The following is a 15,517-nucleotide window of genomic DNA, read 5'->3' as shown; positions in this document are numbered from 1 at the left end:
CTCAAACATTTTTCTGTACAGTTACCATATAATCATTTCTTTTTATCTCATTAATGGATAATAAGATTTCACCCTTGTCCATTTTTGCAACCAGCCAAGGTGGTACATGACAGCAGTGTACTTCTATTTTTTTTACATCCTCTTTTTCTAAATAAGGAATTATTGCCTTTTTAGAAGTTATTTCAGGGTTTATCAGCTCTAATTCCTGTAGATCTATCATGAAATATCCATCGCCAAGTTTCTTAGCAATTTCAACTTCTTTATTTTCATTCTCCTCTTGGACTATTTCATTTTTAATAATTTCATCAAAATAATCAAATGGGTTTCCTTCCAATTCCCAAACACTAAAATCCCCCATATAAAATACACTATACGGAATTCCAAAAGCCTTTGTTACTATTATAATTTTACAATCATCCATTTCATTAATTACATTTTTGTATTCCTGTCTGATTTCATTTATTGATTTTTCACCACCTGCCCTATTAATTAAAATAGTTTTTTTTGTTTTCCACAAATGTTTTTCTTTTGCAAATATTTTTACATATCGTGCTTCTTCAAAAGAACTTATAAGATCTTTTTCGTTTAAAAATACTCCTATTTCATCCATATACCATCGCTCCTTTATTTAGATATATTCAAAAAATAATCAATCATCATTTATTATTTTCTTTCATATACCTTATTTTTTAATAACAAAAAGGCACAGTAAAATTACTGCGCCTTTGCATAAAATTATAATATTAATCTTATACTATATCATTATTTATGTTTTATCAAGTATTTTGCCTATATCTTTTAAATCATATCCGCCTAAACTTTCAATTTCCCTCTTAAACTCTTCACTTTGAATGGTTCTAATTATAAGTTGATATATAGGATATTTTAAATCAGATTCCTTGATAACTAAGTCATATCTTTCTTCCTGAATTTTAATAAAATCAATCCCATCAACCTGATTAGCTGCTTTTTCATTTCCTATCCCAACATTACCTTCCCCTCTTGCAATACTTCTTGCTACTGCAGAGTGGGATTGTTTTTCAATATTATATCCTTTAATTTGTTCTCTATTTATATTATTAACTCTTAATTTCTCATCAAGCAAAATTCTTATTCCAGAACCCTTTTCCCTATTTATCATGGATATATCTTCTTTAATCAAATCTTTCCAATTAGTTATTTTATTGGGATTTCCTTTTGGAACATAAAAACCAACATTTCTGTAAGCCAGGTTTATAATTAAACAAGATATACCTGGAACTAGTTTTCTTACAAAAGCAGTATTATATTCATTAGTATCTCCATCCCATAAATGTACTGACGATATAGAAATTTTATCATTATATAAGTCATATAGACCTGAATAGCTTCCTGTATTAGACCTAAGTACCCTTATATCATTTGCCTTTTCCATAATTTTTTCTGCTAAAACATCTAAAATCACATCTTGCCCTGATATTATAATATCATTTGAATTTTCCACTTTTTTTATATTACTCAGGTTTTCTTCTATTACTGGCTCATCTATTAATATCTTAATCTGATTATTGCTACCTTTCGTTACCTTTTGACTATTGATGTAATTCTCAACATCCTTTTTATCAATTCTAAGCTTTTTCCCTACTTTGTATCCAGGTAATTCACCTCTTTTGACCATTTCATACACTGTATTTTTAGTTATCTTTAATAGTTCAGCGACATCTACTGCCGTTAGGGATTCTTCATTATTCATAGAACTTCCCTCCTCCGTATAATAATTTATTCTAACATTTAGAGGTGAGAATTTCTAGCATTTAGAAACATTTATTTAACTTTGGAAGTAATTTGTTTATATCATTATTGCTTATAAAATCCCATCCCAACCAATTTAACTTATAATTGTTTTCTTTTAAATACTCTAAATAATCCATTGGATGAGGCAGTGCTGCATCTTTGCATACATTTTGTACTTGTTCACTAGTAAAATAATTCACCACATTTTCCAACATGTTTGAAATATCATTTTGGACTAATAATGTCACTGGACTAACTATTGCACCTTCTTCAGGCCAAACAATCTTAACATTCTTATTATTTTTAAGGAGCCTTGCATAAAAATAAGGAATAACACTAATTGTAGGTGAATTCTCAATTCCTTTCCCTGCATTCTTTACCATTTCAGCTGGATGTCCGCCAAATCCAACAAGTTCTTTTAATTTCATAATTCCATCCATACCATAATCTTTATATATCGCTAGCAATGTTGTTTCACAATACTTTCCTCTCTTTCCTCTTATGGCAACTTCTTTTTTAAATGAACTATTCAAAAGTTCTCCCCACGAGGTTGGTATATTTCTATTATTCAATTTAGTTAAATCTACTGCCATAACTAAATGATTTAATGCCATTATATAATAATTACCTTTTGGATCACTAAAATCATTTTCAATTAATTTTCCATCTTCTATGCTTTTGACTTCCTTAAAGTATTTTTCTTCTATTGCCTTAGCTCTAAAATCTTTTCTATAAAAACTATTAACTCCGGCACTTATAATAATCTTTGGCAATTCCTCTTTTTTAGGAATATATGAAGACTCATCCATCCACATGACCTCATAATTAGCATTACCTTCAACAAGATATTTAAAATCACATTCACTTTCTAAATTATTTATCATTTCATCAAAACCAATTTCTATTGGCACTTTTATAGGGCACGGTAACAATCCAAGAACATCGTATTGTGATTTATCAATTATATTTTTCATCTTCCCCATATTTTTAAACCTCCATCTTATATTTTTTTCACTTATTTTTAATAAGAAGATGTTCCATTTTTGCTTGTCACGAGCTTGCCTCGGGAGCATGCAGAAATGGTGCAACTTCTGATGTTAGAAATTCACAGCTGTATTCTATAGAAACCGAAACAACAGAGTTCACCTAATTTCGGTTGGCTATTGCGTAAGTCTAAAGTCGCATTTGAATATCTATAGAAAATATTCTTTCATATCCCAATCTATTACTTTTCCACTTCTTAAGGCATTTCTGAGTTCTAACATTTTATTATCAATTTGTTTCATAATCTTAAGATTATCTCTTTCCTTTGGAACTGTTGTGATTACTTTATTTATCGCACCATTTTTTATCACAATTCTCTTATCCCCAAGCAATGCTAATATAGGGTCATGAGTAGATACAAAAACTATTTTTCCTTCTTTAACTAAAAGTTCTAATGCTCTACTTCTATCTACCCCTGCATTTTCAATTTCATCAATGAGTACTATTGGGGAAACGCTTAATAATGCTGTATCTGCAATCATTAATGCTCTTGATTGCCCACCGCTCAATGAAGTTATATGTGTATCCCCAGTGAATTCTTCTCCTGCTAGTTCATTTGCATATTTTACTATTTTGTCTGTAATACTTTTTATCTCTATAACATTCCTGCTTTTAGCATGCATTCTTATAAATTCTTCTACAGATACATCCATTACAAAATTCATATTCTGCGAAAGCTCTGCAACCAGCCTACTGCAATTTAAATTTTCTCCATTTATTTTTATAATTCTTCCAGTTGGAGTATCACCACTCGCAATACACTCTATATCTTCGAGTAATCTACTTTTACCAGATCCTGTAGGTCCAACTATGCAAATTACTTCCCCTACTTTAATTGTAAGTTCAATATCTTCTTTATTTCCACCTTTATCATGTCCTCCTACAATTGTTAATGAGTTAACTATTGTGCAGTCCATTTCAGATATTTCACTATTCTTGTCTAAAGAATAACTCGTTTTAAGTTCTCTGTTACTTTTAATTTCTTGGAAATTTATTTTTTTTGTGTTTCCAGTTTGGTAATCTTCACCTATTATTGTTTCTCCAAGGCAATAAGAGCATAATGCTGAAGGCATTGTAAATCTAAGTTTCTCTCCTTCAAGACTCTCAATAGATTTTGCTTTTTTTATGCTTAAGCTTAATTCATAAGCCCCCTGACCAGTAAGACCATTAATATACACTATCTCTGCTTTGGAATTAGCCTCTTTTACCATAAAACTAAACACTTCTCTTTCAGCTTGAGAAACTATGTCGCCTTTTGTAATTACTATAATATCCGCATATTTTAACATTGGTCCAATCTTTTTAGGAGTGTTTACTCCAGAAAGACTATCTATTACACACACTGCTAAAATACCTTTAATATGAGGTGAGCACCTATTGCATAACCCCGCACTCTCGCTTATCAACAAATCAAAACCATTCTCTGTTCCATATTTAATACAATCATCTATATTACTGATATAAAAGTGATCCGGGCAAAGATTTCCTGATAATCCTACCATAACCTCAATTCCTGCCTTTTTATAAAGTAAATCATCATAAGTTGTAAGACAATCAAATTTTACAACTCCACATTTTCTTTGTTCCGATTTTAAGCACTCAATTACCTTTAATATTACTGAAGTCTTGCCCGATGATGGTGGTCCGGAAAATGTAACAAATTTCAAATCAATCACTCCATTCTTGTTCAACCTTTTAAGATACTATTGTTGGGATATCATAATTTAATTTTTTATAAACAAAAAATCTCAAAGAGTTTTCTACATTTCTGCATTCTCCTCTTTGAGATCATTATTAATCATTCCGAACATTTCATATAGATATCATAAATATACGCACTACCCATATTCCGGTATCATGTAAAGAATTATTTTTGATATATATTTTTTATCTAAATATATATAGTAGGCTGCTAGTAAAAAAGAGAATATCTTAGCTTAAGATATCCTCTTTTGATTATGATTTCATATGTAGTATAAGATGAGAGCGAACTAAGCCATAACCATTACTGATGTTGCCTTAATTACTGCTGTAGCTTCTGATCCTACTGTTAATCCTAGTTCCTTTACTGCATCCATTGAGATAGTTGCTGATATTATAGTATTTTCAGCAATTTCGATTTTTACCGATGCATTTACTGCCCCTTCTTTAATTTCAACAACTTTTCCTGCCAATTGGTTTCTTGCACTTAATTTCATTTTTATTTCCTCCCCAAGTTAAATTCAATCAATGTTGTTATGTTACTATTGATTATGTACATTATAAGTTATTTTGAGCTAATTTACAATATTTTCTCTATTATGTTAAAATTTATCATTTGACAATACAATTTGAAAATAGTTTTACATCAGCATCACATTTATAAAATCATTTATTATTTCAATAAATACAATGAGCCAAAAATATCTTGAAATAATTATAAAAGATTATGAGTAGAATCAATAATCTTATGTAATCACTGTTTCTACATGACAAATGCAATATAGAGATGTGATATTACAAGCTATATAATTTTACATAATTATATATTTTCTTAAACATAAGCAAAAAAAGATCTCAAAGAAGCTCATACATTTCTGTAATCTCTTCTTTGAGATCTTTATCTAATAAAACATAACGTAACATCACATTACTATTAGCCTAATTATAATCATATCCTAATAATTTTGTCAATATTACTATTCAAGTACTTATTTTTACAATTACATATTGTTTTTCTTATAAATAAATGCTAGTATAATAAGCAACAAGTAAAACGCAATGAAACATATCTAAACACAACAAAACATAACTATAATAGAAATATCTTTATGAATGTGAGGTTTTATTTATGAAAAGGAAAATAGGATTATTTAGTTTAGTAACTGTTTTATTAACAACGTCACTTATTGGTTGCGGAGCTCAAAAGGCATCAACTACTCCACAAAAGGAATCTGCTGCTGAAGCTTCAATAGAATTAAATATTTCCGCTGCTGCCAGCTTAAAAGAAGCGATGACAGATATACAAGACGAATATAAAAAGACTGCTCCAAATGTTACTTTAACTGTTAACTATGGTGCTTCTGGATCTCTACAGCAACAAATAGAACAAGGTGCTCCTTGTGATATCTTCATTTCCGCTGGTCAAAGCCAAATGAAAGCATTAGACAGCAAATCTTTATTACTTGAAAATACTAAAAAAGACTTAGTTAAAAATGATTTAGTTTTAATCGGACCTAAAGACACTACTATAACCGGTCTTTCTGATCTAACAAGTGATAAGGTTAAAAAGATAGCTGTTGGAGAACCTAAAAGTGTACCAGCTGGACAATATGCTGATGAAGTTTTCACTAAGCTTGGTATTAAAGATTCTATTTCATCAAAACTTGTTTTTGCAAAAGATGTAAAAGAAGTACTTGCCTGGTCGACTTCTGGAAATGCTGAAGTTGGATTTGTATATAAAAGTGATGCGTTAAGCAGTAAGGATGCTAAAATTATAGAAACAATAGCAGAGGACAAGCATTCACCGATTACATATCCAATCGGAATAATTAAGGCTAGTAAAAATGCTGATGCCGCAAAAGCATTTGAAGATTTCTTATTTACTGATACTTGTAAAAAGATCTTTGAAAAATATGGTTATGGAATAGCTTAATATAGTGAAAAAAATAACAATTCAAAAATATCACTTGAATTGTTATTTTTCTTATTTTAAACTATTATAATATTATCTCCAGCTTTAATATACCCCTCTTCTAGTACTTTAGTAAATATTCCTTCCCTAGGCATTACACAATCTCCTACCAATTTTCTAATTTCGCATCCCAAATGACATTCCTTTCCTATCTGAGTAACTTCTAGCGTAACATCGCCAATTTTAAGCTTTGTTCCTATAGGAAGTTCATATAAAACTATTCCCTCAGTAGTGATGTTTTCAGCAAACTTTCCTGGAGTAAGTCCTTCGACTCCTGATGATTTCATTTTATCAATACTTTCAGTTCCAAGCAAACTTACCTGCCTATGCCACTCTCCTGCATGAGCATCCCCATCTAGACCATGATTAACTCTAAAGAAACCTTTTTCTATAGGATATTTTATAACACCTTTTTTCTCACTTATATTCACTGAAATAACCTTACTCATCATAATCCCTTCCTTTCAAATATGCCTGATTTCCCTCCACTTTTTTTAACAAGCATAATATTGTTTATAACCATTTCTCTATCAATAGCCTTACACATATCATAAATAGTTAATGCTGCAGTGGATACTGCAGTAAGGGCCTCCATCTCAATGCCTGTCTTTCCTACAGTCTTAGTAGTTGCAGTTATTTCAATTTTATTGTTTTCAACGTCAATTCGAAAACTTATATCACAGCCAGATATCATTATAGGATGGCACATTGGTATTATTTGTGGAGTATTTTTAGCACCCATTATACCTCCTACCTGCGCTACTGATAATACATCTCCTTTTGAAATAGTACCTTCTTTTATTCTTTCAATGGTTTCTCTTTTCATTGAAACTGTTCCAATTGCTACTGCTTCTCGTGCAGTATCAAGTTTTTCAGATACATCAACCATTCTTGCTCTTCCTTCTTCATTTATATGAGTTAGTTCCATTTTTCTTATTCTCCTATCTTATACTTCCTAAGTTTTTATATTCTATTGATGCATACTGCTATAACTTTTCCAACAGTATTTATCCTCCTATTTGAACCATGTTTTTTAATTCTATATTTTCCGTGTCACTGCTATTAAAACCATGGTGACTTGGTTTATTATATATTGCATTTTCAATAACTCTTTTTAATTGTTCTTTACTTATTCCACTACGTAGAAGAGGCTTTAATGCGACTCCATTATTATAACGAAGACATAATTTCAAATTTCCATCAGCAGTCAAACGAATACGATTACAAGTGTCGCAAAATTCATTTGAAATTGCACTTATAAAGCCAATACTTCCTTTAAAATCTGATAAATTATAATACACAGCTGGTCCATTACCATGTTTAATTTTTGAGTTCTGAAGAGTTCCAAAATTTTGTTCTATCTGCTCAAATATTTGTTCATTACAAACAGGTGAATAACTTTTTCCAAAACCAATAGGCATAAGTTCTATAAAACGCACATCGATTGGATTTTCTTTAGCAATTTTCAATATATCTATTAAATCATCACCATTTAACTGAGCTATTGGGACACAATTTATTTTTGTTTTCAATCCAAGCTCCACTGCTTTTTTTAATCCAAGCTTCACTTTATCTAAGCAGTCTCTGCGAGTAATTTTATTAAAGCTTGTACTATTTAATGTATCAAGACTGATATTTACACTATCAAGACCAGCTTCTGCTAAACTATCTGCCATGTCACCAAAAAGTACGCCATTTGTGGTCATTGTTATCTCTTCAATCCCATCAATATCTTTGATTCTTCTAACTAAATTTACAATACCCTTTCGTACTAATGGTTCTCCTCCTGTAATTTTGATCTTGTGAATACCAAGCTGTGAAACAGTTTTAACTATTAGCATAATCTCCTTAAAAGTAAGTATTTCGTCATGTTCTAAGTTTTCAATTCCACATTCCGGCATACAATATACACATCTAAGATTACATCTATCTGTAACAGAAATTCTAAGGTATTCAATATTTCTACCACTACTATCTACCATTTTATTCACCTCATATCAACCAAGTTTATCACAGATAATTTTTAAATACTTATCCAAGATATTGAGCCATAGGAACACTTTCAGGCTGACCTTGTAATATTTATTAACCTTTGTCAGTCTTATTTCCCAAAGCCACAATTAGGGAATGTACAAATATCGCATGAAAGACACAACCCACCATGCCCAAGGTTTGCAATATCCTCTAAAGTTATTTTATCATTTACCATAACTCTTGGAAGAATCAAATCAAAAATAGTACGCTTGGCATACATTACGCAGCCTGGAAGTCCAATAACTGGAAGTGTATCATTGTAATATGCTAGTAAAAACATTGCACCTGGAAGCACAGGTGCACCATAGGAAACAATCTTTGCGCCTGTATTTTGAATTGCAGTTGGTGTTGTATCATCAGGGTCTACGCTCATTCCACCTGTACATATTATTAATTCTGCACCTTCTTTAATAAAATCCTTTATAGCTTCTGTAATTAATTTAGGATCATCACTCAAAATCTTCTGTCCTAAAACTTCAACATTATATTCTGCAAGTTTTTCTCTAATGACAGGCCCAAATGTATCTTTAATTCTTCCATAGAAAACCTCATTCCCTGTAGTTACAATCCCTGCTTTTTTGTGGATAAATGGAAGAATCTCCATTAATGGTTTATCACCTGCCAATTTAACTGCCTCGTCCATTTTCTTTTGTTCAATTACAAGAGGAATAATTCGTGTGCCTGCTAATTTATCACCTTTTTTTACAGGAAAATTACTGTGGCGTGTCGCAATCATCATTTCACCAAGAGAATTTATTTTACGAAGCTTTTCAATATCAATTTTAAACAAACCATCTTCTGCCGCAATTAGTTCAATTTTGCCTTCCTTCACCTTAGTTGCACTCATATAGTCACTTTTACATATTTTACTGAGAATTTCTGCTGCTTCATTTTCATGAAGCATCCCCTCCTTTTTTTCCCATACATAAAGATTATCTTTACCTATTGATAATAAAACTGGAATATCTTCCTCAGTAACAATGTGTCCTTTTTTAAACGCAACATCTTTTTTTTCTCCTTTGATAATTTGTGTAATATCATGACAAATTACATTACCTACAGCTTCTGTAGTTTTAATCTTTTTCATTTTTGTTCCTCCATCATTATTTGGTAATTTTATATAAGTATAACGAATTATAAGTAAAATTTTTTTCAAAAATTTTGTTAAATATCAAGTGAAACTTGATTCAGGTGGGGTTTGATCCCCATATGAATCTTAGTTGAACTTATCTAGGGTCGTGCCGCTGTTATCTCCAATTTATTGAAGTGGGAGTGTTACAGCGGCTAGACATCAGATTAATTGCAACTTCTAAAATAACCTTTCAAATTCATTCTTTGCATACTGGTGTACATTCTGTTCAAATTGCTGATATTTTTCCAAAAATTCAGTACCTTCTTTTGTAAGATAAGTTTTCCCCCCATTGCTTCCACCATGCTTTCTTTCAACTACTGCATAATCTAGTTCTTGTTCCAACTGATTTAACATACTCCATGCTTTACTATAAGATAATGCCATATGTTTGCATGCACTTCGTACAGAGTGGGTATCTTGAATCAGAATTAGAAGCAATTTTGTTCTTGAATCAAAAAACAATGATTCTTTTTCAATGCTGATTTTAACAAAGGGATGAAGTATATGTTTATTATGTTTTATTAAAAGTTGATCTAATCGATCAATATAATCAGTATCATATAGAATACCTTCATCTTCTACATCTATCCATTGTCTTTTAACTCCAATATTTTCAATGGCTCCTCGTAATCCCATATTCCCATTATATTTTAGAATCTTAGGAATCAATTCAGACGATATCAAAAGGGGATGCCCAGATTTTCCACGATATGCTGGTGAAAGTAATTTTTCATCATATTCTATCATCATTTGAAGCGTCTCTGGTGTAAACATAGGAATATTCACTGGAGTGAATAATACCTGGTCGCATTTATTCTGTAAAAAATCTAGTCCTATCTTTGCAGAATCGAACTTTCGCGAGTTTTCGTATTGATCATTTCGCAAAAATACAACTCCATAATCAGCTAAATGATGTTCTATTTCTTCAGCCTTATATCCAGTAATCACCACAATTGGTGAAATTCCAGCTTTTTGAAAAGTTAAAACAATTCTTTTTACTACAGTAATGGAACCAATTTTCAATAATGGATTTAATCCATTTCTTTCTGATGTTTTTCCTGCGGCAACAATTATACCGCCTGTTGTTCTCTTCTCTTTACTCTTCATATCTATACCTCTTGCTCTACTTAAGTAGTATTATCTTATTCTTCCACAAAACTCAAATAGGCTTGTACATATCATTCAAACTTTAACAAATTGATTAGTATCTTATATTTTGGTTATTAGATTCCAATTTGATTCCTTAAACTAATTGGTTATATTTTACTTTTCATACAATATTATTCTACACGTTTTTATGAAATAATTAAACCCTAAAAATACATATTATGGATTATTATTATATCTGTTTAGAATATATCCTTATTTATCAACAATTTTAATAATGAGCCTTATTCAAAAAATAACGAGTCCATCTGCTACGCCTATTTTCCATCATCCTACGTCAGCAGATTGCTCTAATAAGCCCGCTATGAGACAATCTACTTCCTTGCTTGATGAAAAATAATCATGGCATTTTGGACTTGTTATTTTCTTTCATATGCCTAAAAAGCATTCAATCCTATTGAGATTAAATGCTTATATTCTATTTAACTTTATCTTATCTCTAGCCACTAAGATTCAGACGGGAATCAAATCCCGCCTAAATAAAATTCCACTTAATGCCAGAATCTTATATAAGTTAAATTCCATTACTTTCAAGAAAATCACGTAGTAAATTCATACACACAGTTTTTCTGTATTTTGCAGATACTCTACCCCTTATTGGAACAATTTCCTTTTCATATGCTGCTAGATACTTATCCTTGAGAACCTTAGCTTCTTCAACAGTCTTTCCTATAAGCATTGCATCAATATCTGAACGGCTTATAACAACATCACTTACTGCACCAAATGCTGTTCTGCAGTTAAAGACCTTATCATCAACTATATTAATGATGCCAACGAAAGAAACTCTTGAAATTGCCAAAGCATTTCTTTCACCAACCTTCTTGTAATAATAATTATTTAAATTATTTTTATTCATTAGAATCTCAACGAGGAGTTCATCTTTCTCAATCGCAGTATTCTTTCTTCCAAGGTAAAAGTCAGAAATAGGAATTACTCGTTCGCCTCTGTTACTTGCAAGACGTAGTTTAGAGTCAGTGGCAAAAAAAATCAGTGCACTATCAGCCTTTGGAGAACCATTGCATATATTTCCACCAACAGTACCAATATTTCGAATTGCTGGTGCTGCAATCTGTGAAACTGCTTCTTTCAGTACTGTTGGAATAAGTTTATTTTCAATAATATCAGTATAAGTACATGCTGCACCAATACGAATATATTCTTTATCTTCTACAATATTTTTCATTTCTGCTACTTTATCAAGGAATAAATATGTGGCATTTTCATCTGGTTTAATCATCAAATCAGTACCTCCAGCATAAGGTGTAGCACTTTCCTTTGCTAGGATGTCCAATGCTTCTTTTAAAGATGTTGGTTTATAACAATCTACCATAATCCTTTCCCCTCCTTTGCTGCAATGCCAATAGCCTTAACTATGGCATTATAACCAGTACATCTACAAAGATTTCCAGAAATGCCTTCGCGAATCTCTGCTTCTGTAGGATTTGGATTCTTGTTAAGGATACATTCAGATGCAAGGATCATGCCTGGAATACAAAAACCACACTGCACCGCACTAACTGATGCATATGCCTTATCAATAACTGCAAAACGTTCAGTTTCTCTAAAGCCTTCAATAGTGACAACAGTACTGCCTTCAATACTGCCCATAGCCACCATACAAGAATTAACTAACCTGCCATCAAGAATTATAGAACAAGCTCCACATTCACCTTCTTTACAACCACACTTTACGCCAGTAATACGAAATTCATTTCTAAGTACATCTAGTAAACGCTCATTTGCTTTAGAATTTGATGTAACCTCTTTGCCATTAAGAATAAATTTTATCATTATTTATCCACCTCCTGTAAAACCATCATTGTATCTTCTGTTGTGAATGGAACTTTATTTAAATCTCCACCAATAGCATTTTCCATAGCTTCAACATAAGCTGGAGCTGCACCTACGAGAGGTAACTCACCTGCACCCTTTGCTCCATATGGACCATGTGTATATGGATTATTGATTATTTCAGTAACTAAATTTGGTACATCTACTGCTGTAGGAATAATGTAATCACTAAAACTATTATTTCTAATCACACCTTTATCGTTGTAATCCATCTGTTCCATAGATGCATATCCAATCCCTTGAAGGAATCCGCCCTGCATCTGTCCTTGTATAATATTCATGTCAATAGGAACACCAACATCAAAGCTTCCCCATGCTCCTAGTATCTTTGTAGTGGCAGTAAATGTATCTACTTCCACTTCAATAGCATTTACTCCCCAAGAATAAGTTGGATATGCATCTCCCTTAAATTCATCAAGACTAAATGGAATCACAAAATCAGGTTCAACGAAATGTTCTTCTATAACTTGAACTTCTCCTGCTTTCCATTCTTTTTTAAGTCTCTCTGCTGCACGCCTTAATAATTCTCCAACTGTCATAAGCGAACGACTTGCAACAGTTGGGCCTGAATCAGGAACAAGATCTGTGTCTGGATTATTGATAAATACTTGTTCATAGGAAATACCAAGAGTATCCGCAACAATTTTAGAGAAAGTAGTTTTAAGACCTTGACCTATATCTGAATTACTTGCAAGAATATCTACAGTATCATCTGAATTTTTCCTTATTTTGGCGACTGCCTTAATGAAATCACGTTCTCCACTGCCAGTAAAACCACATCCATGGAAAAATAAAGACATTCCAATACCTTTACGATATCTACCATTCTGAATCTTATACTGGTCTCGTTTTGCACGGTAATTGCAAAGTTTATCAATCTGTTCAATCATTTCAGGTAGAGGTACATGGAAATGATATTTGCCACTAGTAGACGTAGAATCACCTTGTTTAACAATATATTCTTCCTTAAGCTTAAGGGAATCAACACCCATTTCTTTTGCAATATGATCCATAATCATTTCTACTGCAAAGAACGTCTGTGGTGCACCAAATCCACGGTATGCGCCACAAGGTACAGTATTGGTCTTAACAGCACGTCCCACAACACGGAGATTATCTACACGGTATACGCCGTTTGCACAAATTAAGCCACGCTGTAAAACAACTGGAGAAAGTGTAGTATATGCACCACTATTAAATAAAACATCAATGTCCATGCCAGTAATCTTACCGTTCTTAATAGCTACCTTATAGGTAGATATAGATGGATGACGTTTTGAAGTAAACTCCATGTCTTCTCTTCTATCAAATATAACCTTAACAGGTCTATTGGCCTTTTTAGCAGCAACTGCAACCTGGCAGGCAAGTATTGAAGGAAATGCTTCTTTTCCTCCAAATCCTCCACCAGTAACATCTTGAATTATTTGTATATCCTTTGCATCATAACCCAATGCTTTTGAAACTGCTCCATAAACATAATATGGACATTGCATAGAACCTCGTACAGTCATTCTTCCATCATGTGGATAGGCAATCATCCCCTGAGTTTCAAGGTAAGCTTGTTCTTGATATCCAGTCTGAAATGTTTCTATGAAAACACGATCAGCTTCTTTTAACGTCTTATCTATCTCCCCTTTTGCATAGTTGTAATGGAAAAAAACTGTATCAGACTTACGCATATCCAAAATAGGAACTTCTTCTTCGTATTCTACAATAATCTCATTTAAAATTCTTTCAACTTCTTTAAACTCAGGTCCAACAACCATTAAAATCGGTTCCCCAACATACTCTACAGTATCTTCAGCATAAACCGGAGTATCATCCTCAACAATATGGACACGGTTTACACCTGTTACATCTTTCTTATCAACAACAAAATAACCTTCCGGTAATTTAGGAATCGAAATATTGGTGATTCGTGCTTTTGCCTTTGCTGAATGCAGTAGTTTACCATAAAGCATACCATCCATCACACGATCATCCACAAAAAGAGCACTACCCCTTATTTTAGATTCATGATCCTTTTTCTTTACAGATTCACTTATTTTTTCCATGCATAGCGCCTCCCATATATCTACTAATTATTTTTTGCAAAATTTCAAAGTCTTTAACTTTATGTTATCTTACAAAAATATTTGCAATGTATTTCCTTACTTAAAATCCAATTTTAATATATTAAAATCTCAATTCTTTTCATCCATATAATGTACCAACCTATTGTAATCTTCCTTTGTATCTGCATCTATCGTACACCCAAAATCCTCAACACGAACTGTTACTATTTGGTCTTCAAGCTTATTCCATAGTTCTCTAAGACCCCCATCTCCATGAAAATTAATAATAAAATCTATGCATTTCCAAGAAATCAAAGGTGGATGTTTTCGTTGTCCATTAATAGTAGGAAAAGCCACCATAGCACCTGTTCTGCTTATTGAATCTTTCACCATAAGGAAAGTTTTTGTTTTAATTGCTGGCATATCTCCCGGGAGAAGATAAAAGGCATCACAGTTATCCAATGCTAGTACTCCAAGCTTAACAGATGCAAGCATATCCGTTTCAGCATATTTTTCATTGTATATAAATGTTAATCGTGAACAATCATATTTATTACGTAGTAAATTCTCAACTTCTTCAGCATTAAATCCCAAAACTACAACGATTTGATTCACTCCAGCATTAAGCATACTATCAATACTGCATTCAATTATAGTTTTTTCTTTCAATTCCAGGAGTGGTTTAAAAGCCTTCATACGGCTGGATAAACCAGCAGCCACTATAATGCCATTAGTTTTCATCTAAGAATCTTCCTTTCTTAAAAACAAAAGAATAAATACTTCCTT

General features: G+C 32.1%; 15 protein-coding genes. 1 reads left to right on the top strand and 14 read right to left on the bottom strand.

The window, feature by feature from the left end; genetic code table 11:
• Position 1 precedes the first annotated feature (1 nt).
• From AXY43_RS25020 to AXY43_RS25000, 5 genes are all read right to left on the bottom strand, one after another.
• Entirely contained in the window at positions 2 to 610 is a 609-nt protein-coding gene (locus AXY43_RS25020) for a Fe-only nitrogenase accessory AnfO family protein (RefSeq protein WP_077830421.1), read from the bottom strand.
• Between the two features lie 156 nt (positions 611 to 766).
• Positions 767 to 1,732, bottom strand: a complete 966-nt coding sequence (locus tag AXY43_RS25015; RefSeq protein ID WP_023976174.1) for a helix-turn-helix transcriptional regulator — start codon at positions 1,730 to 1,732, stop codon at positions 767 to 769.
• A 61-nt stretch (positions 1,733 to 1,793) separates the two neighbouring features.
• The gene (locus tag AXY43_RS25010; protein ID WP_105412340.1) at positions 1,794 to 2,756 is read right to left on the bottom strand and encodes an ABC transporter substrate-binding protein; all 963 of its coding nucleotides are present in this window, start codon (positions 2,754 to 2,756) and stop codon (positions 1,794 to 1,796) included.
• Between the two features lie 210 nt (positions 2,757 to 2,966).
• A complete protein-coding gene (locus AXY43_RS25005) occupies positions 2,967 to 4,484 on the bottom strand; it encodes an ATP-binding cassette domain-containing protein (protein WP_105412339.1) in 1,518 nt (505 codons plus the stop codon).
• 324 nt (positions 4,485 to 4,808) lie between these two features.
• Complete coding sequence (locus AXY43_RS25000) at positions 4,809 to 5,015, bottom strand: TOBE domain-containing protein (RefSeq protein ID WP_039773847.1); 207 nt, start codon at positions 5,013 to 5,015, stop codon at positions 4,809 to 4,811.
• Positions 5,016 to 5,647: 632 nt separating this feature from the next.
• On the opposite strand from AXY43_RS25000, the gene modA reads away from it, so the two are divergent.
• Positions 5,648 to 6,451, top strand: a complete 804-nt coding sequence (modA, locus tag AXY43_RS24995) for a molybdate ABC transporter substrate-binding protein (protein ID WP_023976178.1) — start codon at positions 5,648 to 5,650, stop codon at positions 6,449 to 6,451.
• Between the two features lie 56 nt (positions 6,452 to 6,507).
• Here modA and AXY43_RS24990 read toward each other — a convergent pair whose 3' ends face one another.
• From AXY43_RS24990 to AXY43_RS24950, 9 genes are all read right to left on the bottom strand, one after another.
• Positions 6,508 to 6,939, bottom strand: a complete 432-nt coding sequence (locus AXY43_RS24990; RefSeq protein ID WP_023976179.1) for an MOSC domain-containing protein — start codon at positions 6,937 to 6,939, stop codon at positions 6,508 to 6,510.
• The gene (gene moaC / locus AXY43_RS24985) at positions 6,939 to 7,418 is read right to left on the bottom strand and encodes a cyclic pyranopterin monophosphate synthase MoaC (RefSeq protein WP_105412338.1); all 480 of its coding nucleotides are present in this window, start codon (positions 7,416 to 7,418) and stop codon (positions 6,939 to 6,941) included. The genes AXY43_RS24990 and moaC overlap by 1 nt, the downstream gene beginning before the upstream one ends.
• A gap of 79 nt (positions 7,419 to 7,497) precedes the next feature.
• Positions 7,498 to 8,472, bottom strand: coding sequence for a GTP 3',8-cyclase MoaA (moaA, locus tag AXY43_RS24980; protein ID WP_105412337.1), 975 nt, complete (start codon positions 8,470 to 8,472; stop codon positions 7,498 to 7,500).
• 119 nt (positions 8,473 to 8,591) lie between these two features.
• On the bottom strand, positions 8,592 to 9,611 hold the full coding sequence (locus AXY43_RS24975; RefSeq protein WP_105412336.1) for a molybdopterin-binding protein: 1,020 nt from the start codon (positions 9,609 to 9,611) through the stop codon (positions 8,592 to 8,594).
• Between the two features lie 222 nt (positions 9,612 to 9,833).
• Entirely contained in the window at positions 9,834 to 10,763 is a 930-nt protein-coding gene (locus AXY43_RS24970; RefSeq protein WP_077855899.1) for an NTP transferase domain-containing protein, read from the bottom strand.
• A gap of 574 nt (positions 10,764 to 11,337) precedes the next feature.
• Positions 11,338 to 12,156 (bottom strand): FAD binding domain-containing protein, encoded by an 819-nt coding sequence (locus AXY43_RS24965; protein ID WP_105412335.1) that lies wholly within the window; start codon positions 12,154 to 12,156, stop codon positions 11,338 to 11,340.
• On the bottom strand, positions 12,150 to 12,617 hold the full coding sequence (locus tag AXY43_RS24960) for a (2Fe-2S)-binding protein (protein WP_077868579.1): 468 nt from the start codon (positions 12,615 to 12,617) through the stop codon (positions 12,150 to 12,152). Before AXY43_RS24960 ends, AXY43_RS24965 begins: the two co-directional genes overlap by 7 nt.
• On the bottom strand, positions 12,617 to 14,731 hold the full coding sequence (locus tag AXY43_RS24955) for a xanthine dehydrogenase family protein molybdopterin-binding subunit (protein WP_105412334.1): 2,115 nt from the start codon (positions 14,729 to 14,731) through the stop codon (positions 12,617 to 12,619). Before AXY43_RS24955 ends, AXY43_RS24960 begins: the two co-directional genes overlap by 1 nt.
• Positions 14,732 to 14,860: 129 nt before the next feature.
• Complete coding sequence (locus AXY43_RS24950; protein WP_105412333.1) at positions 14,861 to 15,472, bottom strand: nucleotidyltransferase family protein; 612 nt, start codon at positions 15,470 to 15,472, stop codon at positions 14,861 to 14,863.
• Between the last annotated feature and the right edge of the window lie 45 nt (positions 15,473 to 15,517).

The organism is Clostridium sp. MF28 (assembly GCF_002969175.1).
In the GTDB taxonomy this organism is placed as follows: domain Bacteria; phylum Bacillota; class Clostridia; order Clostridiales; family Clostridiaceae; genus Clostridium; species Clostridium beijerinckii.
Note: the sequence above shows the minus strand (reverse complement) of the source record. Positions and strands in the feature narration are given on the sequence as shown.